Source organism: Streptomyces sp. NPDC059499, assembly GCF_042749285.1.
GTDB lineage: Bacteria > Actinomycetota > Actinomycetes > Streptomycetales > Streptomycetaceae > Streptomyces.
The window spans coordinates 802,612-825,410 of record NZ_JBHYTT010000001.1 but is presented as its reverse complement, the minus strand read 5'-3'; the positions used below and the strand labels follow the sequence as shown (position 1 = coordinate 825,410).

General features: G+C 67.0%; 19 protein-coding genes and 3 tRNA genes. 19 read left to right on the top strand and 3 right to left on the bottom strand.

Going from position 1 to position 22,799, the window contains the following annotated elements:
• Positions 1-125 precede the first annotated feature (125 nt).
• The 6 genes from ACFW9O_RS03885 to ACFW9O_RS03860 all read left to right on the top strand — a co-directional run bounded on the left by ACFW9O_RS03885 (position 126) and on the right by ACFW9O_RS03860 (position 2,719).
• Positions 126-198: transfer RNA gene (locus ACFW9O_RS03885), tRNA-Thr, on the top strand.
• A gap of 45 nt (positions 199-243) precedes the next feature.
• Positions 244-316 (top strand) — tRNA-Met (locus tag ACFW9O_RS03880).
• 88 nt (positions 317-404) lie between these two features.
• On the top strand, positions 405-569 hold the full coding sequence (rpmG, locus tag ACFW9O_RS03875; RefSeq protein ID WP_003956487.1) for a 50S ribosomal protein L33: 165 nt from the start codon (positions 405-407) through the stop codon (positions 567-569).
• A gap of 102 nt (positions 570-671) precedes the next feature.
• Positions 672-1,124, top strand: coding sequence for a MaoC family dehydratase N-terminal domain-containing protein (locus ACFW9O_RS03870; RefSeq protein ID WP_329208321.1), 453 nt, complete (start codon positions 672-674; stop codon positions 1,122-1,124).
• Positions 1,124-1,552, top strand: a complete 429-nt coding sequence (locus ACFW9O_RS03865; RefSeq protein WP_351175753.1) for a MaoC family dehydratase — start codon at positions 1,124-1,126, stop codon at positions 1,550-1,552. Before ACFW9O_RS03870 ends, ACFW9O_RS03865 begins: the two co-directional genes overlap by 1 nt.
• A gap of 111 nt (positions 1,553-1,663) precedes the next feature.
• On the top strand, positions 1,664-2,719 hold the full coding sequence (locus tag ACFW9O_RS03860; RefSeq protein WP_384604622.1) for a UDP-N-acetylmuramate dehydrogenase: 1,056 nt from the start codon (positions 1,664-1,666) through the stop codon (positions 2,717-2,719).
• A 65-nt stretch (positions 2,720-2,784) separates the two neighbouring features.
• On the opposite strand, the gene ACFW9O_RS03855 is transcribed toward ACFW9O_RS03860, so the two are convergent.
• A complete protein-coding gene (locus ACFW9O_RS03855; protein ID WP_384604619.1) occupies positions 2,785-3,420 on the bottom strand; it encodes an NAD(P)-dependent oxidoreductase in 636 nt (211 codons plus the stop codon).
• 89 nt (positions 3,421-3,509) lie between these two features.
• Here ACFW9O_RS03855 and ACFW9O_RS03850 point away from each other — a divergent pair, with 89 nt between their 5' ends.
• Complete coding sequence (locus ACFW9O_RS03850) at positions 3,510-4,100, top strand: TetR/AcrR family transcriptional regulator (protein ID WP_384604616.1); 591 nt, start codon at positions 3,510-3,512, stop codon at positions 4,098-4,100.
• Here the strand turns inward: ACFW9O_RS03850 and ACFW9O_RS03845 are convergent.
• Together ACFW9O_RS03845 and ACFW9O_RS03840 are read right to left on the bottom strand one after the other, a co-directional pair.
• Positions 4,093-5,106 carry an adenosine deaminase gene (locus ACFW9O_RS03845; protein WP_384604613.1) on the bottom strand — a complete coding sequence of 338 codons (1,014 nt, stop codon included), beginning with the start codon at positions 5,104-5,106 and terminating at the stop codon, positions 4,093-4,095. The genes ACFW9O_RS03850 and ACFW9O_RS03845 overlap by 8 nt on opposite strands.
• Before the next feature lie 125 nt (positions 5,107-5,231).
• On the bottom strand, positions 5,232-6,458 hold the full coding sequence (locus tag ACFW9O_RS03840) for a pyridoxal phosphate-dependent aminotransferase (protein ID WP_384604610.1): 1,227 nt from the start codon (positions 6,456-6,458) through the stop codon (positions 5,232-5,234).
• A 213-nt stretch (positions 6,459-6,671) separates the two neighbouring features.
• Between ACFW9O_RS03840 and ACFW9O_RS03835 the strand changes: the two genes are divergently transcribed.
• From ACFW9O_RS03835 to fusA, 12 genes are all read left to right on the top strand, one after another.
• Positions 6,672-6,744, top strand: a tRNA-Trp gene (locus tag ACFW9O_RS03835).
• A gap of 106 nt (positions 6,745-6,850) precedes the next feature.
• Complete coding sequence (secE, locus tag ACFW9O_RS03830) at positions 6,851-7,138, top strand: preprotein translocase subunit SecE (protein WP_329208312.1); 288 nt, start codon at positions 6,851-6,853, stop codon at positions 7,136-7,138.
• A 73-nt stretch (positions 7,139-7,211) separates the two neighbouring features.
• Entirely contained in the window at positions 7,212-8,135 is a 924-nt protein-coding gene (gene nusG, locus ACFW9O_RS03825; protein WP_384604606.1) for a transcription termination/antitermination protein NusG, read from the top strand.
• A 175-nt stretch (positions 8,136-8,310) separates the two neighbouring features.
• On the top strand, positions 8,311-8,745 hold the full coding sequence (gene rplK, locus ACFW9O_RS03820; RefSeq protein WP_329208309.1) for a 50S ribosomal protein L11: 435 nt from the start codon (positions 8,311-8,313) through the stop codon (positions 8,743-8,745).
• An 82-nt stretch (positions 8,746-8,827) separates the two neighbouring features.
• Positions 8,828-9,550, top strand: coding sequence for a 50S ribosomal protein L1 (rplA, locus tag ACFW9O_RS03815; RefSeq protein WP_384604602.1), 723 nt, complete (start codon positions 8,828-8,830; stop codon positions 9,548-9,550).
• Positions 9,551-10,084: 534 nt separating this feature from the next.
• The gene (gene rplJ, locus ACFW9O_RS03810; RefSeq protein ID WP_145804073.1) at positions 10,085-10,648 is read left to right on the top strand and encodes a 50S ribosomal protein L10; all 564 of its coding nucleotides are present in this window, start codon (positions 10,085-10,087) and stop codon (positions 10,646-10,648) included.
• Positions 10,649-10,734: 86 nt separating this feature from the next.
• Entirely contained in the window at positions 10,735-11,118 is a 384-nt protein-coding gene (gene rplL, locus ACFW9O_RS03805) for a 50S ribosomal protein L7/L12 (RefSeq protein ID WP_351176397.1), read from the top strand.
• 600 nt (positions 11,119-11,718) lie between these two features.
• Complete coding sequence (gene rpoB, locus ACFW9O_RS03800; RefSeq protein ID WP_384604599.1) at positions 11,719-15,204, top strand: DNA-directed RNA polymerase subunit beta; 3,486 nt, start codon at positions 11,719-11,721, stop codon at positions 15,202-15,204.
• Positions 15,205-15,332: 128 nt separating this feature from the next.
• On the top strand, positions 15,333-19,232 hold the full coding sequence (locus ACFW9O_RS03795) for a DNA-directed RNA polymerase subunit beta' (protein ID WP_351176403.1): 3,900 nt from the start codon (positions 15,333-15,335) through the stop codon (positions 19,230-19,232).
• A 547-nt stretch (positions 19,233-19,779) separates the two neighbouring features.
• Entirely contained in the window at positions 19,780-20,151 is a 372-nt protein-coding gene (gene rpsL, locus ACFW9O_RS03790) for a 30S ribosomal protein S12 (protein WP_003948652.1), read from the top strand.
• Between the two features lie 2 nt (positions 20,152-20,153).
• A complete protein-coding gene (rpsG, locus tag ACFW9O_RS03785; protein ID WP_014154599.1) occupies positions 20,154-20,624 on the top strand; it encodes a 30S ribosomal protein S7 in 471 nt (156 codons plus the stop codon).
• Positions 20,625-20,662: 38 nt separating this feature from the next.
• Entirely contained in the window at positions 20,663-22,792 is a 2,130-nt protein-coding gene (gene fusA / locus ACFW9O_RS03780) for an elongation factor G (RefSeq protein WP_351176409.1), read from the top strand.
• Positions 22,793-22,799: the final 7 nt, after the last annotated feature.

Below are 22,799 nucleotides of genomic sequence, written 5' to 3'. Positions count from 1 at the left end.
CTGATCAAGGGCCTGATCAGGGGGTCCGGAGGAGGGGTGGCCGGGGGGCCGATCAAGGTCCGGCGGTGGGCGGACGAAACGGATTTGGGCGATCGGCGAGGGACCGTGTAATGTCTTCCTCGCTCGCCCCAATAGCTCAGTCGGTAGAGCGTCTCCATGGTAAGGAGAAGGTCTGCGGTTCGATTCCGCATTGGGGCTCTGGTGATCGGGTGACTCCGCTTCGGCGGGGGAACTCGTCATCAAAGCGGTGTAGCTCAGTCGGTAGAGCAAGCGGCTCATAATCGCTGTGTCACCGGTTCAAGTCCGGTCACCGCTACTAACGGTAGCCGATTGTGGGGTCGGTCCTTCGATCGGCTACTCTTTTTTGCGTTCATCCGTCCATCGTCCGTCCAAGGAGCACTCACGTGGCTGCCACCGACGTCCGCCCGAAGATCACGCTGGCCTGCGTGGAGTGCAAGGAGCGGAACTACATCACCAAGAAGAACCGGCGTAACAACCCGGACCGTCTTGAGATGAAGAAGCACTGCCCGCGCTGCAACTCGCACACTGCGCACCGCGAAACGCGCTGAAAACAGGCTCGTACACGAGGCCGTCCCCATTGGGGGCGGCCTCGTGTCGTTGTATGGGTTGTACTTCGCCCAATTCGACTTTCATCAGGAGGTAGCGAGCTCATGGCGCTCGACCAGTCCTTCGTGGGGCGGACCTATCCGCCCACCCCGGCGTACGAGGTCGGCCGGGAGAAGATCCGGGAGTTCGCGGAGGCGGTGGGTGACACCAATCCTGCGTACGTGGATCCCGAGGCCGCAAAGGCCCTCGGCCATTCGGATGTGATCGCTCCGCCCACGTTCGTCTTCTCGATCACGTTCAAGGCCGCCGGCCAGGTGGTCCAGGACCCGCAGCTCGGCCTGGACTACAGCCGTGTGGTGCACGGCGACCAGAAGTTCGCGTACGTGCGTCCGGTGCGGGCGGGGGACCGGCTGACGGTCACCTCGACGATCGAGGCGGTCAAGTCGATGGCGGGCAACGACATCGTGGACATCCGCGGCGAGGTGCACGACGAGAGCGGTGAGCACGTCGTGACCGCGTGGACGAAGCTGGTGGCGCGTGCCGCCGAGGAGGCGTGATGACGGCGAGGATTGCGTACGAGGCGGTCGAGGTCGGTACGGAGCTGCCGGCGCAGTCGTTTCCGGTGACCCGGGCGATGCTCGTGCAGTACGCGGGCGCGTCGGGTGACTTCAACCCGATCCACTGGAACGAGAAGTTCGCGCGCGAGGTCGGGCTTCCGGACGTGATCGCGCACGGCATGTTCACCATGGCCGAGGCGGTCCGGGTGGTCACGGACTGGACGGGTGACCCGGGCGCGGTCGTCGAGTACGGGGTGCGGTTCACCAAGCCCGTCGTCGTGCCGAACGACGACACGGGTGCGTCCGTCGAGGTCAGCGGCAAGGTCGGCGCGAAGCTGGACGACAACCTGGTGCGGGTGGACCTCACGGCGATGAGCGACGGCAAGAAGGTGCTGGGCATGTCCCGCGCCGTGGTCCGGCTGGCCTGAGGTACGGGTCCGGCGCGCGCCGGACTCCTGCCGCGGCCCGACCTGCGGCCCTGCGCGTACGGTCCGTGGCCCCGCCCGAGCGGTGGGGCCGCGGACCGTACTCTTGTCCCCGTGCAGGAACTCCACGATGCCCCCCTCGCCCCCCTGACCACCTTCCGGCTCGGCGGCCCCGCCGGCCGCCTTCTGACGGCCACCACCGACGCCGAGGTGGTCGCCGCCGTGCGCGAGGCCGACGAGAGCGGCACCCCGCTCCTGGTCATCGGCGGCGGCTCCAACCTGGTCATCGGCGACAAGGGCTTCGACGGAACAGCCCTGCGCATCGCGACCAAGGGCTTCGAGCTCTCGGGCACGACGCTGGAACTGGCGGCCGGCGAGGTCTGGACCGACGCCGTGGCCCGCACCGTCGAGGCCGGCCTGGCAGGCATCGAGTGCCTCGCCGGGATCCCCGGATCCGCCGGGGCGACACCGATCCAGAACGTCGGTGCGTACGGGCAGGAGGTGTCCTCGGTCATCACCGAGGTCGTCGCCTACGACCGGTCCACCCGGGAGACGGTCACCGTCCCGAACGCTGCGTGCGCCTTCTCGTACCGGCACAGCCGCTTCAAGGCCGAGCCCGACCGCTTCGTCGTGCTCCGTGTCCGTTTCGAGCTGGAGGACGCGGGCGGGCAGTCTGCACCCCTGCGCTACCCCGAGACGGCCCGTGCCATGGGCGTCGAGCAGGGTGATCGCGTTCCCGCCGCGGCCGCCCGTGAAACGGTCCTGAAGCTGAGGGCGGGCAAGGGCATGGTCCTCGACCCGGAGGACCACGACACCTGGTCGGCTGGGTCCTTCTTCACCAACCCGATCCTCGACGAGGCGCAGCACGCCGCCTTCCTCGCCCGCGCCGAGGAGCGGCTGGGCGCGGACGTCACGCCTCCGGCCTTCCCCGCGGGCGAGGGCCGCGTGAAGACGTCCGCGGCCTGGCTCATCGACAAGGCGGGCTTCACCAAGGGCTACGGCACGGGCCCGGCCCGTATCTCCACCAAGCACACGCTCGCCCTCACCAACCGGGGCGGCGCGACGACCGAGGACCTGCTGGCCCTGGCCCGCGAGGTCGTCGCCGGGGTCCACGAGGCCTTCGGAGTCACGCTCGTCAACGAACCGGTCACGGTCGGCGTCAGCCTGTAGCCGAGGCCCGTCGTCGGGTCGGGGCGGGCCTGCGGCAGGAGTCCGGGAGACCCGCGGGCCGGCCCTCAGTAGGCGACGCCCACACCCTGCTTCACGGCCGCCGGGTCATCGATCAGCGCGAGCATCGCATGTGCCACATCGGCCCGTGAGAGGGACCGGCCGCTGCGCGGGGTGCCGCCGACGACCGTCCGGTACACGCCTGTCCGTGGGCCGTTCGTCAGCTTCGGCGGCCGCACGGACGTCCAGTCCGTGGCGCTCCGGGCCAGCGCGGCCTCCATCCGCGTCAGATCCGCGTACAGCTCCTTGAGCACCGCGCCGATCGCCCTGCGCATCAGACGGTCCGGCAGGGGTTCGTCCGCCGCCTCCGGCCCGACCGGGGCCGCGCTCACGACCAGCAGCCGGCGCACCCCCGTGGCCTCCATCGCGCGCAGGACCTGCCCGGTGAGCCTCTCCGCGACATCGCCCGACTTCCGCCCGCGCGAACCGAGCCCGGACAGCACCGCGTCCCGCCCCGCCACCGCCGCGCGCACGGCCTCCTCGTCGCCGAGTCGCACCACCGCGTGAAGACCGGACCAGGCCAACCCCTGAGGGAGCCGGGCGGGATCGCGGACCACCGCCGTCACCTCGTGCCCCGCCCCGAGCGCCTGCCCCACGATCTCCTGGCCGACGGCCCCCGTCGCACCGAACACTGTGAGCCTCATCGTGCACGCCCTCTCCGAGTGGGTGAGTGTTCACTAACCTCTAGAGTGAGTGGACACTCACCCACTCGTCAAGGCTGTCGGGAGCACGCATGGAGCAGAAACCCGCCCGCGTCCGAATCGTCGACGCGGCTCACGAGCTCATGCTCGGCCTGGGTCTCGCGCGGACGACGACGAAGGAGATCGCGAAGGCGGCCGGCTGCTCCGAGGCGGCGCTGTACAAGTACTTCGCCAGCAAGGAAGAGCTCTTCGTGACCGTGCTCGGCGAACGGCTGCCCGGGCTCGGGGCGCTCCTCAGCCATCTGGAGCCGGGGGAGGGCGACATCGAGCAGAACCTCACCGAGATCGCCCGCCGGGCCGCGCTCTTCTACCAGCAGACCTTCCCGATGGCCGCGTCGCTCTACGCCGAGCCCCAGCTCCAGCGCCGCCACCGGGCGGCGATGCGCGAGATGGGCACCGGACCGCACAAGCCGATCCAGGGACTCGACGCCTACCTGCGCGCCGAACAGCGAGCCGGCCGCATCCGCACGGACGCCGACACCTACGCCGCCGCGTCCCTGCTGCTGGGCGCCTGCGCCCAGCGCGCCTTCGCCTACGAGATGGCACCCGAGGGCAGGCCCCCTCAGCCACTGGACGAGTTCGCCGCTTCCATCGCCCGCACCCTGCTGGCCGGAATCAGCTAGCCAGCCACCCGTCGACCCCGGCCAGCAGCTTCTCCCGGACCTCGACAGGTGCCGCCGACCCGCGTACGGACTGCCGCGCCAGCTCGGCCAGCTCCTCGTCGGTGAAGGCGTGGTGGCGCCGTACGAGGTCGTACTGGGCAGCCAGCCGCGAACCGAACAGCAGCGGGTCGTCCGCTCCGAGCGCCATCGGGACCCCCGCGTCGAACAGAGTGCGCAGGGGTACGTCCGCGGGCTTCTCGTAGACGCCCAGCGCCACATTGGACGCCGGGCAGACCTCGCAGGTCACCCCGCGCTCCGCGAGCTTGCGCAGCAGCCGGGGATCCTCGGCCGCCCGCACGCCGTGCCCGATCCGGGACGCGTCGAGGTCGTCCAGGCAGTCCCGGACGCTGGAGGGCCCGGAGAGCTCGCCGCCGTGCGGGGCGGCGAGGAGGCCGCCCTCGCGGGCGATGGCGAACGCGCGGTCGAAGTCGCGGGCCATGCCGCGGCGCTCGTCGTTGGAGAGCCCGAAGCCGACGACGCCCCGGTCCGCGTACCGCACGGCGAGGCGGGCCAGCGTCCGGGCGTCCAGCGGATGCTTCATCCGGTTCGCCGCGATGACGACCCGGATACCGAGCCCGGTATCGCGGGCCGCGCTGTCCACGGCGTCCAGGATGATCTCGATGGCCGGGATGAGCCCGCCGAGCAGTGGGGCGTACGAGGTGGGGTCGACCTGGATCTCCAGCCACCCGCAGCCGTCCGCCACGTCCTCCATGGCCGCCTCGCGCACGAGCCGCTGGATGTCCTCGGGGGAGCGCAGGCAGGACCGTGCGATGTCGTAGAGGCGCTGGAAGCGGAACCAGCCGCGCTCGTCGGTCGCCCGCAGTCTGGGCGGCTCGCCGCTGGTGAGCGCCTCGGGGAGGTGCACCCCGTACTTGTCCGCGAGTTCGAGCAGGGTCGTCGGCCGCATCGACCCGGTGAAGTGCAGGTGCAGGTGGGCCTTGGGCAACAGCCTTACGTCACGCTCCATTGAAGGATCTTGCCGCACATGAGGGGTGTCGCGGTAGCCGGATTCCCTCCTGAGTTGGTGCTCGAACAAAGAAGTGGCCCCCGAGCCGGAGCCGGGGGCCACTTCTTCGTTCGGAGGTACGCGGGTCAGTCGCGGGCCTCGCCCAGCAGCTTCTGGAGCCGCGAGACGCCCTCGACGAGGTCGTCGTCGCCCAGCGCGTACGACAGGCGCAGGTAGCCCGGAGTTCCGAAGGCCTCACCCGGTACGACGGCGACCTCGGCCTCGTCCAGGATGAGGGCGGCGAGCTCGGCCGAGTCGGCCGGACGCCTGCCCCGGATCTCCTTGCCGAGCAGCCCCTTCACCGACGGGTACGCGTAGAACGCGCCCTCGGGCTCGGGGCAGAGCACGCCGTCGATCTCGTTGAGCATGCGCACGATCGTCCGCCGGCGGCGGTCGAAGGCGGTCCGCATCTCGGCGACCGCGTCCAGCGGGCCGGAGACCGCGGCCAGCGCGGCGACCTGGGCGACGTTGCTGACGTTGGACGTGGCGTGCGACTGCAGGTTGGTCGCGGCCTTGACGACGTCCTTCGGGCCGACGATCCAGCCCACCCGCCAGCCGGTCATCGCGTAGGTCTTGGCGACTCCGTTGACCACGATGCACTTGTCGCGCAGCTCGGGCACGAGCGCGGGGAGCGAGGTGAACTCCGCGTCGCCGTAGACCAGGTGCTCGTAGATCTCGTCGGTCAGCACCCACAGGCCGTGCTCGACGGCCCAGCGGCCGATCGCCTCGGTGTCGGCCCTGTTGTAGACGGCGCCCGTCGGGTTGGAGGGCGAGACGAACAGGACGACCTTCGTGCGCTCGGTGCGTGCCGCTTCGAGCTGCTCGACGGAGACCCGGTAGCCGGTGGTCTCGTCGGCCACGACCTCGACCGGGACGCCGCCCGCCAGGCGGATGGACTCGGGGTAGGTGGTCCAGTACGGGGCGGGGACGATGACCTCGTCGCCCGGGTCGAGGATCGCGGCGAAGGCCTCGTAGATGGCCTGCTTGCCACCGTTGGTCACCAGGACCTGGGACGGCTCGACCTCGTAGCCGGAGTCGCGCAGCGTCTTCTCTGCGATGGCGGCCTTGAGCTCGGGGAGCCCGCCCGCCGGGGTGTAGCGGTGGTACTTCGGGTTGGAGCAGGCCTCGATCGCGGCGTCGACGATGTAACCGGGGGTCGGGAAGTCGGGCTCACCGGCGCCGAAGCCGATCACCGGACGCCCAGCGGCCTTGAGGGCCTTGGCCTTGGCGTCGACGGCGAGGGTGGCGGACTCGGAGATCGCACCGATGCGGGCCGAAACCCGGCGCTCGGACGGAGAAGTTGCAGCGCTCATGCCCCCATGCTCGCAGACCGGAAATGCCGTCGGCACAGGGGTTTCAGGGACCGGACAGGAGTCGGACAGCATCCGGACAGGACCGGTCGGTAGTTGTCTGTTCGACGCGACGCCCCTGAGCACGTACACTCACCTGTCGTTGGCCTTCATCAGCCGCACCGTTTTTGCACCCGGCCCACCGGGGAAGATGCGGTAGGTTGGTGGAAACCACAAAGGGTCGTAGCTCAATTGGTAGAGCACTGGTCTCCAAAACCAGCGGTTGGGGGTTCAAGTCCCTCCGGCCCTGCTACACACTCCTTCGCCAGGATGTGTGCGCATGTACGTACTTCAATGCATCGCCGTGCGGCTCCACCGGGCGCGGCACGGCCACGACCCGGAATCAGGTGAGTAGCGTGACGGACGCCGTGGGCTCCATCGACATGCCTGATGCCGATGATGAGGCTCCCGAGTCGAAGAAGAAGACCCGGAAGGGCGGCAAGCGCGGCAAGAAGGGCCCTCTGGGCCGGCTCGCGCTGTTCTACCGCCAGATCGTTGCCGAGCTGCGCAAGGTCGTCTGGCCCACTCGCAGCCAGCTGACGACCTACACGGCCGTGGTGATCGTGTTCGTGGTCGTCATGATCGGTCTCGTTACCGTGATTGACTTCGGTTTCGCGCGGGTCATCAAGTACGTCTTCGGCTGATCCCGCGGAGGGCGCCTCACAGGCGCCCCTTTCGCATGTTCCACCCATTTGTATCCAGGAAGAAGCAGCCATCGTGTCTGACCCGAACCTGAACGACGACGCCGAGCCCACGGCGAGCGCCGTCGAGTCCGCCGAGGACGAGCTCGACATCGTCGAGGCGGCGGACGCCGTGGCCCCGGACCAGGTCGAAGCTGCTGACGACGCCGCGGGCGAGCCCGCCGAGCAGGACGCCGTGCACGTCGAGTCCGACGAGGAAGCGGAGGCCGAGGAGGCCGCCGAGTCCGACGAGGCCGCTGACGACACGGACGCCGCCGAGTCCGACGAGGACACGGAGGAGTCCGACGAGGACACGGAGGAGGAGGCCGAGGAGGCCGCCCCCGTCGACCCCGTCACCGCCCTGCGCGACGAACTGCGCGGTCTGCCCGGCGAGTGGTACGTCATCCACACGTACGCCGGCTACGAGAAGCGCGTGAAGGCCAACCTGGAGCAGCGCGCCGTCTCGCTCAACGTCGAGGACTTCATCTACCAGGCCGAAGTGCCCGAGGAAGAGATCGTCCAGATCAAGAACGGTGAGCGCAAGAACGTCCGTCAGAACAAGCTCCCCGGATACGTCCTGGTGCGCATGGACCTGACGAACGAGTCCTGGGGTGTTGTCCGCAACACGCCCGGCGTCACCGGATTCGTCGGCAACGCCTACGACCCGTACCCGCTGACCCTGGACGAGATCGTCAAGATGCTCGCCCCGGAGGCCGAGGAGAAGGCCGCCCGCGAGGCCGCGGAGGCCGAGGGCAAGCCGGTTCCGGCCCGCAAGGTCGAGGTCCAGGTGCTGGACTTCGAGGTCGGCGACTCGGTCACCGTCACCGACGGCCCGTTCGCGACGCTGCAGGCGACGATCAACGAGATCAACGCCGACTCGAAGAAGGTCAAGGGCCTCGTCGAGATCTTCGGTCGCGAAACCCCGGTCGAGCTCAGCTTCGACCAGATCCAGAAGAACTAGCGGTTTCCGCAGCTTCCGGACACATGCCTACCGAGCAGGTCAGACCGGCTTCGCAGCCGGTCTGACCTGCTCGGTTTTTGGTCGCGCAGCTATACCCGTTATCGTTGTGCGGTATGCCTCCATCCGGATGACCGGAATGGCGGCGAAACACTCTCACTAGGACCCGGAGAGAGCAATGCCTCCCAAGAAGAAGAAGGTCACGGGGCTTATCAAGCTCCAGATCAACGCCGGTGCGGCCAACCCGGCCCCGCCGGTCGGCCCCGCACTGGGCCAGCACGGCGTCAACATCATGGAGTTCTGCAAGGCCTACAACGCCGCGACCGAGTCGCAGCGTGGCATGGTCGTGCCGGTGGAGATCACGGTCTACGACGACCGCTCCTTCACCTTCATCACGAAGACTCCGCCGGCCGCCAAGCTGATCCTCAAGGCCGCGGGCGTGGAGAAGGGCTCCGGCGAGCCGCACAAGACCAAGGTTGCCAAGCTGACGGCTGCCCAGGTCCGCGAGATCGCCACGACGAAGCTCCCCGACCTGAACGCCAACGACCTCGACGCCGCGTCGAAGATCATCGCTGGCACCGCCCGTTCCATGGGCATCACGGTCGAAGGCTGATTCAGCCCCGTAAGCCCCTAGTGGTAGGACCAAGCGCTGGTCCGCACCACGACTCCACACTCTGATAACCACAGGAGTAGAAGTGAAGCGCAGCAAGAACCTCCGCGCTGCGGACGCGAAGATCGACCGGGAGCGCCAGTACGCCCCGCTCGAGGCCGTCCGTATCGCCAAGGACACCGCCTCCACGAAGTTCGACAGCACCGTCGAGGTCGCGTTTGCCCTGGGTGTAGACCCGCGCAAGGCCGACCAGATGGTCCGTGGCACCGTGAACCTCCCGCACGGCACCGGCAAGACCGCCCGGGTCCTGGTCTTCGCGACCGGTGACCGTGCTGCGGCCGCGGAAGCCGCGGGCGCCGACATCGTCGGCGCCGACGAGCTCATCGACGAGGTGGCGAAGGGCCGTCTGGACTTCGACGCCGTCGTCGCGACCCCGGACCTCATGGGCAAGGTCGGCCGCCTGGGCCGCGTGCTCGGTCCGCGTGGTCTGATGCCGAACCCGAAGACCGGCACCGTCACCCCCGATGTCGTCAAGGCTGTCAACGACATCAAGGGCGGCAAGATCGAGTTCCGCGTCGACAAGCACTCGAACCTGCACTTCATCATCGGAAAGACCTCTTTCGATGACACGAAGCTGGTCGAGAACTACGGTGCGGCTCTCGAGGAGATCCTCCGCCTGAAGCCGTCCGCCGCCAAGGGCCGCTTCATCAAGAAGGCGACCCTGAGCACGACGATGGGCCCCGGCATCCCGCTGGACTCCAACCGCGTGCGCAACCTCCTCGTCGAGGAGGACCCGGCCTCCGTCTGAGCCCCCGTGCTCACCCGGTAGCCGGTTTCACGGCATGGGACGGGCCCCGCAACCTTTCGAGGTGCGGGGCCCGTCCTCGTATGTGCGGGAGAGCCCGTGAGCACGGCAGGGGTACGCGTACCTCCCAGAGCTCCGAGAAGGCCCGCGAGGGACGGCCGCAGGCCGTCGGCGGCTCGCCGCGAGCAGGGGCGGCAGGCACCGCCGGACACCCGGCGGCGCAGCTCGGGCGGCCCCACAGGTCCCTCCTGATACGCGTCCTAAACCTCTCGCACCGGTCGAACCGGGACGGATTTGCTCCGGGGCGCCCCGGTCGCGTACGCTCCTCAGGAAGCCAAAGACCGCTGGTCGTTGCCGCGCTCTCGCAAGAGGGACGGTGACCGAAGGATCCGTCGAGAACGGACGACCTGCGCAGGTGACTGTGGAAAGCTCCCGGATTCATTCGGTCGAGCTACGCCCTGGCGCCTGCGCCGGGGCGTTTCGTCTTTCCCGGCCCCTTCTGAGCGGTCCTCATCACCCGGAAGGAGGCCGACGCTCATGGCAAGGCCCGACAAGGCTGCCGCGGTAGCCGAGCTGACGGACCAGTTCCGCAGCTCGAACGCCGCTGTGCTGACCGAGTACCGGGGTCTCACCGTGGCACAGCTCAAGGAGCTGCGCCGTTCGCTCGGTGAGAACGCCCAGTACGCCGTGGTGAAGAACACGCTGACCAAGATTGCGGCCAACGAGGCCGGGATCGACACGCTGGACGACCTGTTCTCGGGTCCGACGGCGGTTGCCTTCGTCACCGGTGACCCGGTGGAGTCGGCGAAGGGTCTTCGTGACTTCGCCAAGGACAACCCCAACCTCATCATCAAGGGCGGTGTCCTTGACGGTAAGGCGCTGTCCGCCGATGAGATCAAGAAGCTCGCGGACCTCGAGTCCCGCGAGGTTCTGCTCGCCAAGCTGGCCGGCGCCATGAAGGGCAAGCAGACTCAGGCTGCGCAGCTCTTCCAGGCTCTGCCGTCGAAGTTCGTCCGCACCGCGGAAGCGCTTCGCGCCAAGAGGGCCGAGCAGGGCGGTGCCGGTACGCCGGCTCCCGCCGACGCCGAGGTGGCGGAGTAACACTCCGCGTCATCGGCTCGAAGCGGGCCCGTACGCCCGCCTACATATACATCCGGCACCTGCCGAATTAGTGGAAGGACGCCATCATGGCGAAGCTCAGCCAGGAAGACCTGCTCGCTCAGTTCGAGGAGCTCACCCTCATCGAGCTCTCCGAGTTCGTTAAGGCGTTCGAGGAGAAGTTCGACGTCACCGCCGCCGCCGCGGTCGCCGTTGCCGGCCCCGCCGGCCCGGGCGCCGTTGCCGAGGCCGCTGAGGAGCAGGACGAGTTCGACGTCATCCTCACGGGTGCCGGCGAGAAGAAGATCCAGGTCATCAAGGTCGTGCGCGAGCTGACCTCCCTGGGCCTCAAGGAGGCCAAGGACCTCGTGGACGGCGCCCCGAAGCCCGTCCTCGAGAAGGTCGCCAAGGAGGCCGCCGAGAAGGCTGCCGAGTCCCTCAAGGGCGCTGGCGCCTCCGTCGAGGTCAAGTGACCCTGCGAGTCATCTGACTCCTCAGGACCGTCCCTGCCGCGAGGCTGGGATGTCACATCGCAAAGGGCGATCACCCATTCGGGTGGTCGCCCTTTGGCGTACCCGCTGAGGGTGCCTTGATCTTCCGGCGGCGACGAGTAGGGTGATCTTCGCCGTGCGTCTCCCAGGGGGCGTCAACGGGCGTCCTGGGAGCCCAGGTGAAGATCGCGGGAGTCCATCCGGAGCTCGGGGGCCTTGACGAACCGCACGCGGCGCGCAATTCTCAGGACGCGTCGTCATCTCGATCCGCATCCGAGGCATGGATCGAGAACGAAGAGGGCAGTAAAGAAGAGCGCACACCGCGCGAGGGCTATTCATAGGTGTTGAGAACAGCTGTTGAGAGCAACGTGGGTCTCTGAGAACCCCGACTGGACATCAGTGTGCCGCTTGGCTACACTGACCCTTTGCGCTGCCTGTTAGCTGCCTCCTGCCCGTCACCAGGGGCATGCCCACGCCTAGCACCGATGACCGACCTTTCCCTGACCTTGGGATTTCTGTCTCTGTGTGCGGCTTGGGGCCGGTACGCGCGTAGTGAGTCCGAGCCCTCGGAAGGACCCCCTCTTGGCCGCCTCGCGCAACGCCTCGACCTCGAATACGAACAACGGTGCCAGCACCGCCCCGCTGCGCATCTCTTTTGCAAAGATCAGGGAGCCCCTCGAGGTTCCGAACCTCCTCGCGCTGCAGACCGAGAGCTTTGACTGGCTCCTCGGCAACGCCGCCTGGAAGGCTCGCGTCGAGGCTGCTCTGGACAGCGGACAAGACGTCCCCACCAAGTCCGGCCTGGAAGAGATCTTCGAGGAGATTTCGCCGATCGAGGACTTCTCCGGGTCGATGTCGCTCACGTTCCGCGACCACCGGTTCGAGCCCCCGAAGAACTCCATCGACGAGTGCAAGGAGCGCGACTTCACGTTCGCCGCGCCGCTCTTCGTCACGGCCGAGTTCACCAACAACGAGACCGGCGAGATCAAGTCCCAGACGGTCTTCATGGGCGATTTCCCGCTCATGACCAATAAGGGCACCTTCGTCATCAACGGCACCGAGCGTGTCGTCGTGTCGCAGCTGGTCCGCTCGCCGGGTGTCTACTTCGACTCCTCCATCGACAAGACGTCCGACAAGGACATCTTCTCCTCCAAGATCATCCCTTCCCGGGGTGCCTGGCTGGAGATGGAGATCGACAAGCGCGACATGGTCGGTGTCCGCATCGACCGCAAGCGCAAGCAGTCCGTCACCGTTCTCCTGAAGGCTCTCGGTTGGACCACCGAGCAGATCCTCGAGGAGTTCGGCGAGTACGAGTCGATGCGCGCCACCCTGGAGAAGGACCACACCCAGGGCCAGGACGACGCGCTGCTCGACATCTACCGCAAGCTGCGCCCGGGCGAGCCGCCCACGCGTGAGGCCGCTCAGACGCTGCTCGAGAACCTCTACTTCAACCCGAAGCGCTACGACCTCGCGAAGGTCGGCCGCTACAAGGTGAACAAGAAGCTCGGCGCCGACGAGCCGCTCGACGCGGGTGTCCTCACCAGCGACGACATTATCGCGACCATCAAGTACCTGGTGAAGCTGCACGCCGGGGAGACCGAGACGGTCGGCGAGAGCGGTACCCAGATCGTCGTCGAGACCGACGACATCGACCACTTCGGCAACCGTCGTCTGCGTAACGTCGGCGAGCTCATCCAGAACCAGGTCCGCACGGGTCTGGCTCGTATGGAGCGCGTCGTGCGTGAGCGCATGACGACCCAGGACGTCGAAGCGATCACGCCGCAGACCCTGATCAACATCCGGCCGGTCGTCGCCTCCATCAAGGAGTTCTTCGGCACCAGCCAGCTGTCGCAGTTCATGGACCAGAACAACCCGCTGTCGGGTCTCACCCACAAGCGCCGCCTGTCGGCTCTTGGCCCGGGTGGTCTGTCCCGTGAGCGGGCCGGCTTCGAGGTCCGAGACGTGCACCCGTCCCACTACGGACGCATGTGCCCGATCGAGACCCCTGAAGGCCCGAACATCGGTCTGATCGGTTCGCTCGCCTCGTACGGACGCGTCAACGCGTTCGGTTTCGTCGAGACGCCGTACCGCAAGGTCGTCGACGGTGTCGTCACCGACGACGTCGACTACCTGACCGCCGACGAGGAAGACCGCTTCGTGATCGCCCAGGCGAACGCGACGCTGTCCGAGGACATGCGGTTCACCGAGCCGCGCGTCCTGGTCCGCCGTCGTGGCGGAGAGGTCGACTACATCCCCGGCGACGACGTCGACTACATGGATGTCTCGCCGCGCCAGATGGTGTCGGTCGCGACCGCCATGATCCCGTTCCTCGAGCACGACGACGCCAACCGTGCCCTCATGGGCGCGAACATGATGCGTCAGGCCGTGCCGCTGATCACGTCCGAGGCTCCGCTCGTCGGCACCGGCATGGAGTACCGCTGCGCGGTCGACGCCGGTGACGTCATCAAGGCGGAGAAGGACGGTGTGGTCCAGGAGGTCTCCGCGGACTACGTCACCGTCACCAACGACGACGGCACGTACACCACGTACCGCATCGCCAAGTTCTCCCGCTCGAACCAGGGCACCTCGGTCAACCAGAAGGTTGTCGTCAACGAGGGCGACCGGATCGTCGAGGGCCAGGTCCTCGCGGACGGTCCGGCGACCGAGCAGGGCGAGATGGCGCTCGGCAAGAACCTCCTCGTGGCGTTCATGCCGTGGGAGGGCCACAACTACGAAGACGCGATCATCCTGTCGCAGCGTCTGGTGCAGGACGACGTCCTCTCCTCGATCCACATCGAGGAGCACGAGGTCGACGCCCGTGACACCAAGCTCGGCCCGGAGGAGATCACCCGGGACATCCCGAACGTCTCCGAAGAGGTCCTCGCGGACCTCGACGAGCGCGGCATCATCCGTATCGGTGCCGAGGTCACGGCCGGGGACATCCTCGTCGGCAAGGTCACGCCCAAGGGTGAGACCGAGCTGACGCCGGAGGAGCGTCTGCTCCGTGCGATCTTCGGTGAGAAGGCGCGCGAGGTGCGCGACACCTCGCTGAAGGTCCCGCACGGCGAGATCGGCAAGATCATCGGCGTCCGCGTCTTCGACCGCGAAGAGGGCGACGAGCTGCCGCCGGGCGTGAACCAGCTGGTCCGCGTCTACGTCGCGCAGAAGCGCAAGATCACCGATGGTGACAAGCTCGCCGGCCGTCACGGCAACAAGGGCGTCATCTCGAAGATCCTGCCGATCGAGGACATGCCGTTCCTGGAGGACGGCACCCCGGTCGACATCATCCTCAACCCGCTGGGTGTCCCGTCCCGAATGAACCCGGGACAGGTCCTGGAGATCCACCTCGGCTGGCTCGCCAGCCGCGGCTGGGACGTCTCCGGCCTCGGTGACGAGTGGGCCAAGCGCCTGCAGTCCATCGGCGCCGACCAGGTCGCCCCCGGCACCAACGTCGCGACGCCGGTCTTCGACGGCGCCCGTGAGGACGAGATCACCGGCCTCTTCGAGGCCACGATCCCGAACCGCGACGGCAACCGGCTGGTCCAGCCCTCGGGCAAGGCCAACCTGTTCGACGGCCGCTCCGGTGAGCCGTTCCCCGAGCCGGTCTCGGTCGGCTACATGTACATCCTCAAGCTGCACCACCTGGTCGACGACAAGCTCCACGCCCGTTCGACCGGACCGTACTCCATGATCACGCAGCAGCCGCTGGGTGGTAAGGCACAGTTCGGTGGGCAGCGATTCGGTGAGATGGAGGTGTGGGCCCTTGAGGCTTACGGCGCCGCATACGCCCTCCAGGAACTGCTGACGATCAAGTCCGACGACGTGACCGGCCGCGTGAAGGTCTACGAGGCGATCGTCAAGGGCGAAAACATCCCCGAGCCCGGCATTCCCGAGTCCTTCAAGGTGCTCATCAAGGAAATGCAGTCGCTCTGCCTCAACGTGGAGGTGCTGTCCTCGGACGGTATGTCCATCGAGATGCGTGACACGGACGAGGACGTCTTCCGCGCGGCGGAGGAGCTCGGTATCGACCTGTCCCGGCGCGAGCCGAGCAGCGTCGAAGAGGTCTGACGGGTTGGCCGGCCGGATCCCAGTGATCCGGCCGGCTCTCCCCGGACCCGTTCAGACCATTGCTGAAGTGCCCCGATTTCTCGCTCAGGCGAGGGGGCTCGAACCCCCGAAAGAGGGATTGACGACAAGTGCTCGACGTCAACTTCTTCGACGAGCTGCGGATCGGCCTTGCCACCGCGGACGACATCCGGACCTGGTCCCACGGCGAAGTGAAGAAGCCGGAGACCATCAACTACCGCACGCTCAAGCCCGAAAAGGACGGACTCTTCTGCGAGAAGATCTTCGGTCCGACCCGGGACTGGGAGTGCTACTGCGGCAAGTACAAGCGTGTCCGCTTCAAGGGCATCATCTGTGAGCGTTGTGGCGTCGAGGTCACGCGCGCCAAGGTGCGCCGTGAGCGCATGGGCCACATCGAGCTTGCCGCTCCCGTTACCCACATCTGGTACTTCAAGGGCGTCCCGTCGCGCCTGGGCTACCTGCTGGACCTCGCGCCGAAGGACCTCGAGAAGGTCATCTACTTCGCCGCGTACATGATCACGTTCGTCGACGAGGAGCGCCGTACGCGCGACCTCCCGTCGCTGGAGGCGCATGTCTCCGTCGAGCGCCAGCAGGTCGAGAACCGTCGTGACTCGGACCTCGAGAACCGTGCCAAGAAGCTCGAGACCGACCTGGCCGAGCTCGAGGCCGAGGGTGCCAAGGCCGACGTGCGCCGCAAGGTGCGCGAAGGTGCCGAGCGTGAGATGAAGCAGCTGCGTGACCGTGCGCAGCGCGAGATCGACCGTCTCGACGAGGTGTGGAGCCGCTTCAAGAACCTCAAGGTCCAGGACCTCGAGGGCGACGAGCTGCTCTACCGCGAGCTGCGTGACCGTTTCGGCACGTACTTCGACGGCTGCATGGGTGCTGCTGCCCTGCAGAAGCGCCTGGAGTCCTTCGACCTCGACGAGGAGGCCGAGCGCCTCCGCGAGATCATCCGTACCGGCAAGGGCCAGAAGAAGACCCGTGCGCTCAAGCGCCTCAAGGTCGTCTCCGCGTTCCTGCAGACCAGCAACAAGCCCAAGGGCATGGTGCTCGACTGCGTGCCGGTCATCCCGCCGGACCTGCGTCCGATGGTGCAGCTGGACGGTGGCCGCTTCGCGACCTCCGACCTGAACGACCTGTACCGCCGTGTGATCAACCGCAACAACCGCCTCAAGCGTCTCCTTGACCTCGGTGCCCCCGAGATCATCGTGAACAACGAGAAGCGGATGCTGCAGGAGGCCGTCGACGCACTGTTCGACAACGGCCGCCGTGGTCGCCCGGTCACCGGTCCCGGTAACCGTCCCCTGAAGTCCCTCAGCGACATGCTGAAGGGCAAGCAGGGCCGTTTCCGTCAGAACCTCCTCGGCAAGCGTGTGGACTACTCCGCGCGTTCCGTGATCGTCGTCGGTCCGCAGCTCAAGCTGCACCAGTGCGGTCTGCCGAAGGCGATGGCGCTGGAGCTCTTCAAGCCGTTCGTGATGAAGCGCCTGGTGGACCTGAACCACGCGCAGAACATCAAGTCGGCCAAGCGCATGGTCGAGCGTGGCCGCACCGTCGTGTACGACGTCCTCGAAGAGGTCATCGCCGAGCACCCGGTGCTGCTGAACCGTGCACCCACCCTGCACCGCCTCGGCATCCAGGCCTTCGAGCCCCAGCTGGTCGAGGGCAAGGCCATCCAGATCCACCCGCTCGTCTGCACCGCGTTCAACGCGGACTTCGACGGTGACCAGATGGCCGTGCACCTTCCGCTCTCCGCGGAGGCGCAGGCCGAGGCCCGCATCCTGATGCTGTCCTCGAACAACATCCTGAAGCCGGCCGACGGCCGTCCCGTCACCATGCCCACCCAGGACATGGTGCTCGGCCTCTTCTTCCTCACCACGGACGAGGAGGAGCGCAAGGTCATCGGTCAGGGCCGGGCGTTCGGTTCGACGGCTGAAGCGATCATGGCCTTCGACGCCCGGGAGCTCTCGCTCCAGGCGCAGGTGGACATCCGCTTCCCGGTGGGCACCATGCCTCCGCGCGGCTGGGTGCCGCCGGTCGCCGAGGAGGGCGAGCCCGAGTACCAGCCGGGTGACACCTTCCGGCTGCGTACGAGCCTGGGCCGCGCGCTCTTCAACGAGCTGCTGCCCGAGGACTACCCGTTCGTCGACTACTCGGTGGGCAAGAAGCAGCTCTCCGAGATCGTCAACGACCTGGCCGAGCGCTACCCCAAGGTCATCGTGGCGGCGACGCTCGACAACCTGAAGGCTGCGGGCTTCCACTGGGCGACCCGTTCCGGGGTCACCGTCTCTGTTGCCGACATCGTCGTCCCCGAGGCCAAGAAGGCCATCGTCAAGGGCTACGAGGAGCAGGACGAGAAGGTCCAGAAGCAGTACGAGCGCGGTCTGATCACCAAGGACGAGCGCACGCAGGAGCTCATCGCGATCTGGACCAAGGCGACCAACGAGGTTGCCGAGGCGATGAACGCGAACTTCCCGAAGACGAACCCCATCTTCATGATGGTTGACTCGGGTGCCCGAGGAAACATGATGCAGATGCGTCAGATCGCGGGTATGCGTGGTCTGGTGTCGAACGCGAAGAACGAGACCATCCCGCGTCCGATCAAGGCGTCCTTCCGTGAGGGCCTCACCGTTCTGGAGTACTTCATCTCCACGCACGGTGCCCGTAAGGGTCTGGCGGACACCGCCCTGCGTACCGCCGACTCGGGTTACCTGACCCGTCGTCTGGTGGACGTCTCGCAGGACGTGATCATCCGCGAGGAGGACTGTGGCACCGACCGCGGCCTCAAGCTGAAGATCGCCGTCAAGGGTGCGGACGGTGTGCTCCGCAAGACGGAGGACGTCGAGACCTCGGTCTACGCCCGCATGCTCGCCGAGGACGTCGTCGTCGACGGCAAGGTCATCGCGCCTGCCAACGTCGACCTCGGTGACGTCCTGATCGACGCCCTGGTGGGCGCCGGCGTCGAGGAGGTCAAGACCCGCTCGGTCCTGACCTGTGAGTCCGCGGTCGGCACCTGTGCCTTCTGCTACGGACGCTCGCTCGCCACCGGCAAGCTGGTCGACATCGGTGAGGCGGTCGGCATCATCGCCGCCCAGTCCATCGGTGAGCCCGGTACCCAGCTGACGATGCGTACCTTCCACACCGGTGGTGTGGCCGGTGACGACATCACGCAGGGTCTGCCCCGAGTCGTCGAGCTCTTCGAGGCACGTACACCCAAGGGTGTCGCCCCGATCTCGGAGGCCAAGGGCCGTGTCCGGATCGAGGAGACCGAGAAGACCAAGAAGCTCGTCGTCACGCCGGACGACGGCAGCGAGGAGACGCCGTTCCCGATCTCCAAGCGTGCCCGTCTGCTGGTCGGCGAGGGCGACGCGGTCGAGGTGGGCCAGAAGCTCACCGTCGGTGCCACGAACCCGCACGACGTGCTGCGGATCCTCGGTCAGCGCGCGGTCCAGGTCCACCTGGTCGGCGAAGTCCAGAAGGTCTACAACTCGCAGGGCGTGTCGATCCACGACAAGCACATCGAGATCATCATCCGGCAGATGCTGCGCCGCGTGACGATCATCGAGTCCGGCGACGCTGAGCTGCTGCCGGGCGAGCTCGTCGAGCGGTCGAAGTTCGAGGTCGAGAACCGTCGTGTGGTCACCGAGGGCGGTCACCCCGCCTCCGGCCGTCCGCAGCTGATGGGTATCACCAAGGCCTCGCTCGCCACCGAGTCGTGGCTGTCGGCGGCGTCCTTCCAGGAGACGACCAGGGTTCTGACCGACGCGGCGATCAACGCCAAGTCGGACTCCCTGATCGGCCTCAAGGAGAACGTCATCATCGGTAAGCTCATCCCGGCCGGTACGGGCCTGTCCCGCTACCGCAACATCCGGGTCGAGCCGACCGAGGAAGCCAAGGCCGCGATGTACTCGGCCGTCGGCTACGACGACATCGACTACTCGCCGTTCGGCACGGGCTCCGGCCAGGCCGTTCCGCTGGAGGACTACGACTACGGTCCGTACAACCAGTAAGCGAGTCGCTTGATACGACCGAAGGGCGGTCACCCCGTTTCGTACGGGGTGGCCGCCCTTCGGCGTGCGGGCCGGCGGACCGTGAGGTGCCTCACCCGCGACCGCGGCGCAGGGTGAGGGTCCGGCGTGGTGCGGGTGCGCCGGTGGGCGGGCGCGTGGTGGGCCGTTTACGCTGGTGGGAAGCGCTGTACCGGCCGTACGGGTGCGGCCCGGCCCCTGGTGGCCGGGGGATTCGCACCCGGTGGAGGAGGCCGGTGCGGGTTTCTGTGTGCCCCGTGGCGGCAGGTGGGGCTTCGGGCCGGGACGTGCCCCGTGGCATTTGTTTTGACCGGAGTCCGTGAGGTAGGTACGCTCAAGCCTTGTGCCTGGGGTGTGCCTGGGCTCGGGTGCGTGTCCTCAACCGCATGGCGAGTCCGTAAGTGGCCACCGCAATCTGCGTTTTTCCTGCCTCAGGGCGGGAGCTTGCAGTATTCGACACACCCGACCGCGTGGGTCGGCGAGTGTTTCAGGTTAGTTACAACGACGGCACACAGAAACCGGAGAAGTAGTGCCTACGATTCAGCAGCTGGTCCGGAAGGGCCGGCAGGACAAGGTCGAGAAGAACAAGACGCCCGCGCTCGAGGGTTCGCCCCAGCGCCGTGGCGTCTGCACGCGTGTGTTCACGACCACCCCGAAGAAGCCGAACTCGGCCCTCCGTAAGGTCGCGCGTGTGCGTCTGACCTCCGGTATCGAGGTCACGGCCTACATCCCGGGTGAGGGACACAACCTGCAGGAGCACTCGATCGTGCTCGTGCGTGGCGGCCGTGTGAAGGACCTGCCGGGTGTTCGTTACAAGATCATCCGCGGCTCGCTCGACACCCAGGGTGTCAAGAACCGCAAGCAGGCCCGCAGCCGCTACGGCGCCAAGAAGGAGAAGTAAGAATGCCTCGTAAGGGCCCCGCCCCGAAGCGCCCGGTCATCATCGACCCGGTCTACAGCTCTCCTCTTGTCACCTCGCTGATCAACAAGATCCTCCTCGACGGCAAGCGTTCCACCGCCGAGCGGATCGTGTACGGCGCCATGGAAGGCCTCCGCGAGAAGACCGGCGCAGACCCGGTCATCACGCTGAAGCGCGCGCTTGAGAACGTCAAGCCCTCGCTCGAGGTCAAGTCCCGCCGTGTCGGTGGCGCCACCTACCAGGTGCCGATCGAGGTCAAGCCCGGTCGTGCCGCCACCCTCTCGCTGCGCTGGATCGTGGGTTACTCCCGCGCCCGTCGCGAGAAGACCATGACCGAGCGCCTCATGAACGAGCTGCTCGACGCCTCCAACGGTCTTGGCGCAGCTGTCAAGAAGCGCGAGGACACCCACAAGATGGCCGAGTCGAACAAGGCCTTCGCGCACTACCGCTGGTAGTCGCTTACCCCATCGAGACCGAGAGAAGATTGAGCCTTATGGCCACCACTTCGCTTGACCTGGCCAAGGTCCGCAACATTGGGATCATGGCCCACATCGACGCGGGCAAGACGACCACCACCGAGCGGATCCTCTTCTACACCGGCGTTTCGTACAAGATCGGTGAAGTCCACGACGGCGCAGCCACGATGGACTGGATGGAGCAGGAGCAGGAGCGCGGCATCACGATCACGTCGGCCGCGACGACCTGTCACTGGCCGCTCAATGAGGTTGATCACACGATCAACATCATTGACACCCCGGGTCACGTCGACTTCACCGTCGAGGTGGAGCGTTCGCTCCGCGTCCTCGACGGTGCCGTCACCGTGTTCGACGGTGTGGCGGGCGTCGAGCCCCAGTCCGAGACTGTCTGGCGTCAGGCGGACCGCTACGGCGTGCCGCGTATCTGCTTCGTCAACAAGCTCGACCGCACGGGTGCCGAGTTCCACCGCTGCGTCGACATGATCATCGAGCGCCTCGGCGCTGTTCCGCTGGTCATGCAGCTTCCCATCGGCGCCGAAGCCGACTTCAAGGGCGTCGTCGACCTCGTGTCGATGAAGGCCTTTGTCTGGTCGGAAGAGGCCGCCAAGGGCGAGATGTACGACACCGTCGACATCCCCGACACGCACGTCGAGGCTGCCGAGGAGTGGCGCGGCAAGCTGCTCGAGGCCGTCTCGGAGAACGACGACGCGATGATGGAGCTGTACCTGGAGGGCGTCGAGCCCACCGAGGAGCAGCTGCACGAGGCGATCCGTCGGATCACCCTCGCGTCGAAGGGCACGGCCGACTCCGTCACCGTGACCCCCGTGTTCTGTGGCACCGCGTTCAAGAACAAGGGCGTCCAGCCCCTGCTCGACGCGGTCGTCCGCTACCTGCCTTCCCCCCTGGACGTCGAGGCCATCGAAGGCCACGACGTGAAGGACCCGGAGAAGGTTGTCAAGCGGCAGCCTTCGGACGACGAGCCGTTCTCCGGCCTGGCGTTCAAGATCGCGAGCGACCCGCACCTGGGCAAGCTCACCTTCGTCCGGATCTACTCCGGTCGCCTCGAGGCCGGCACCGCGGTGCTGAACTCGGTCAAGGGCAAGAAGGAGCGCATCGGGAAGATCTACCGCATGCACGCGAACAAGCGTGAGGAGATCCCCTCGGTGGGCGCCGGTGACATCGTCGCCGTCATGGGCCTGAAGCAGACCACCACCGGTGAGACGCTGTGTGACGACAAGAACCCGGTCATCCTGGAGTCCATGGACTTCCCGGCGCCGGTCATTCAGGTCGCCATCGAGCCCAAGTCCAAGGGTGACCAGGAGAAGCTGGGTGTAGCCATCCAGCGTCTCTCGGAGGAGGACCCCTCCTTCCAGGTGCACTCCGACGAGGAGACCGGCCAGACCATCATCGGTGGTATGGGCGAGCTTCACCTCGAGGTGCTCGTCGACCGCATGAAGCGCGAGTTCCGCGTCGAGGCGAACGTCGGCAAGCCCCAGGTCGCGTACCGCGAGACGATCCGCAAGACCGTCGAGCGCATCGACTACACGCACAAGAAGCAGACTGGTGGTACCGGCCAGTTCGCGAAGGTGCAGATCGCCCTCGAGCCCATCGAGGGTGGCGACGCCTCCTACGAGTTCGTCAACAAGGTCACCGGTGGCCGCATCCCCCGTGAGTACATTCCCTCGGTGGACGCGGGTGCCCAGGAAGCCATGCAGTTCGGCATCCTGGCCGGTTACGAGATGGTCGGCGTCCGCGTCACCCTTCTCGACGGTGGTTACCACGAGGTCGACTCCTCGGAGCTCGCCTTCAAGATCGCCGGTTCGCAGGCGTTCAAGGAGGGTGCCCGCAAGGCGTCCCCCGTGCTCCTCGAGCCGATGATGGCCGTCGAGGTCACCACGCCCGAGGACTACATGGGCGATGTCATCGGCGACCTCAACTCCCGCCGTGGCCAGATTCAGGCCATGGAGGAGCGCAGCGGCGCTCGCGTCGTGAAGGGCCTCGTGCCCCTCTCGGAGATGTTCGGCTACGTCGGAGACCTCCGCAGCAAGACCTCGGGTCGCGCAAGCTACTCGATGCAGTTCGACTCCTACGCCGAGGTTCCGCGGAACGTCGCCGAGGAGATCATCGCGAAGGCCAAGGGCGAGTAACTCTTCC

Excerpts from the sequence above, each read along its gene's own strand:
- ACFW9O_RS03855 (WP_384604619.1), bottom strand. The coding sequence starts at position 3,420 with ATGAGGCTCACAGTGTTCGGTGCGACGGGGGCCGTCGGCCAGGAGATC.
- rplK (WP_329208309.1), top strand. The coding sequence starts at position 8,311 with ATGCCTCCCAAGAAGAAGAAGGTCACGGGGCTTATCAAGCTCCAGATC.
- rpsG (WP_014154599.1), top strand. The coding sequence starts at position 20,154 with ATGCCTCGTAAGGGCCCCGCCCCGAAGCGCCCGGTCATCATCGACCCG.
- fusA (WP_351176409.1), top strand. The coding sequence starts at position 20,663 with ATGGCCACCACTTCGCTTGACCTGGCCAAGGTCCGCAACATTGGGATC.
- ACFW9O_RS03845 (WP_384604613.1), bottom strand. The coding sequence starts at position 5,106 with ATGGAGCGTGACGTAAGGCTGTTGCCCAAGGCCCACCTGCACCTGCAC.
- ACFW9O_RS03840 (WP_384604610.1), bottom strand. The coding sequence starts at position 6,458 with ATGAGCGCTGCAACTTCTCCGTCCGAGCGCCGGGTTTCGGCCCGCATC.
- ACFW9O_RS03865 (WP_351175753.1), top strand. The coding sequence starts at position 1,124 with ATGACGGCGAGGATTGCGTACGAGGCGGTCGAGGTCGGTACGGAGCTG.
- rplJ (WP_145804073.1), top strand. The coding sequence starts at position 10,085 with ATGGCAAGGCCCGACAAGGCTGCCGCGGTAGCCGAGCTGACGGACCAG.
- ACFW9O_RS03870 (WP_329208321.1), top strand. The coding sequence starts at position 672 with ATGGCGCTCGACCAGTCCTTCGTGGGGCGGACCTATCCGCCCACCCCG.
- ACFW9O_RS03850 (WP_384604616.1), top strand. The coding sequence starts at position 3,510 with ATGGAGCAGAAACCCGCCCGCGTCCGAATCGTCGACGCGGCTCACGAG.
- rplL (WP_351176397.1), top strand. The coding sequence starts at position 10,735 with ATGGCGAAGCTCAGCCAGGAAGACCTGCTCGCTCAGTTCGAGGAGCTC.